The sequence below is a fragment of the Geminicoccus flavidas genome, assembly GCF_009806515.1.
Lineage (GTDB): Bacteria > Pseudomonadota > Alphaproteobacteria > Geminicoccales > Geminicoccaceae > Geminicoccus > Geminicoccus flavidus.
Window position 1 is genome coordinate 1 of the sequence record NZ_WUJP01000527.1, and the last position, 1,655, is coordinate 1,655.

Sequence of the window (1,655 nt, forward strand, 5' to 3'; positions counted from 1 at the left end):
CGCGCTGAGGCCGCCGGCTTCGGCCGGGCCGATCAGGTTGATCATCGCCGGAGACGGGCTAGGTTTAACCTGCACTGGACATCCAGAGGGGTTCCCGTGCGACCGCGCCCGACATTCCGGGCCTTGGCCTGCCTGTTCACGCTCCTGGCACCGCTCGCCGGCGCACAGGCGGAGGTGGTGCTGGACGGCACGGTCGGCAGCCGCGGCAAGCTCACCCTGAACGGCCGGGACGTGCGCATCACGCCGGACATGGGGTCTACCCGCGGCAGCAACCTGTTCCACAGCTTCGAGAAGTTCGGCGTGCCCAGCGGCGATGCCGTGACCTTCGAAGGACCGGCCGATGCTGCCAACATCATCGGCAGGGTGACCGGGCCGGATGGCTCGCAGATCCACGGCACCCTGCGCTCGACCGCGGTCGGTGCTGGCCTGTGGCTGCTCAATCCCAACGGCATCGTGGTCGGCAAGGGTGCCGCGATCGACGTGCCGGGCTCGCTGCACCTGTCGACCGCCGACGAGCTGCGCTTCGAGGACGGCGCGAAGTTCAGCGCCCGGGACATCCAGGGCAGCCGACTCACCGCGGCGGCGCCAGAAGCCTTTGGCTTCCTCGGCGGGCCGATTGGCGAGCTGAAGGTGGAGGCGCCGGAACTCGACCGGGGCAACATTGGCTTCGTGACGACTACCTCCCTCACCGGAGGGTCGGTCAGCATCGACGGGACGTTGCTGATCACGGATGGTCCGCTGCTAATCGCTGGGCAGGCTGGGCCGGGCGAGGTCCGGCTGGATCAGGCCCATGCCGTTGCCCGGGACGGGAATGTCCGCATCAAGGGTGGTGCTGATCTCGTCGCCTGGTTGTTCTTCCCGGAGGAACTGCTTCGGGTGGAGGGAGGCAACGTCACGATCCAGGCAGCCAACCTGACTGCCTTCTCCTTCAGCAACATCGGCCAAACTACCGCCCCGGCAATCGCAATCGCTGGACGATCCGTACAGGTCGACGGCGGCGGCGATCTGTCCTTCGGCCAGATCTTCACCCAAGCAGTCGGCACGGACCGGGCGCCGTCGATCATCATCTCCGCCGACGACATCCTCCTGCAACGTGCTGCCGTCTATAGTCTGGTGTCGGAAACGGGCCCTTCCGGCGGGGTCGTCCTCAAGGGCGAACGCATCACCCTGGCCGATGGAACCGTGGCCGGCAGCCCCTCGTCCGGAACCGGCACGCCCGGGAAGGGTGGGCGCACCTTCATCGTCGCCGATGACCGTCTCGTGCTGCGCCGCGGCGCCCAGATCCTGAGCTTCACCGAAGGGCTGGCCGATGCCGGCGATATCGTGCTGAGAGTGGGGGCGCTCGATGTCACCGACGGCTCGATCGCGACCAGCAGCAACGCTGGAACGGGACGTGCCGGACAGGTCGACATCGTGGCCAGGGGCAAGGCCTCGATCGGCGGCTCATCCACACTGGCTGCATTCACCATCACCCAGGCGCCTGGCGGCAGCATCCGGATCGTTGCCGACGAGGTGGACCTTTCGGGGACGACCCGGGTCACGACCTCCACCGAAGCGTCCGGCAATGCCGGCAATATCTCGATCAGTGGCGACAAGGTCTCGCTCCGCGACGCTACGATTGTGGATTCCACCTCCCGTGGCGGCACGGGATCGGC

Annotated in this window: 1 protein-coding gene; it reads left to right on the plus strand. The window is 67.4% G+C overall.

Going from position 1 to position 1,655, the window contains the following annotated elements; genetic code table 11:
- Positions 1-123: 123 nt before the first annotated feature.
- On the plus strand, positions 124-1,655 hold a 1,532-nt coding region (locus EQG76_RS14950; protein ID WP_159714838.1), incomplete at its 3' end, for a filamentous hemagglutinin N-terminal domain-containing protein.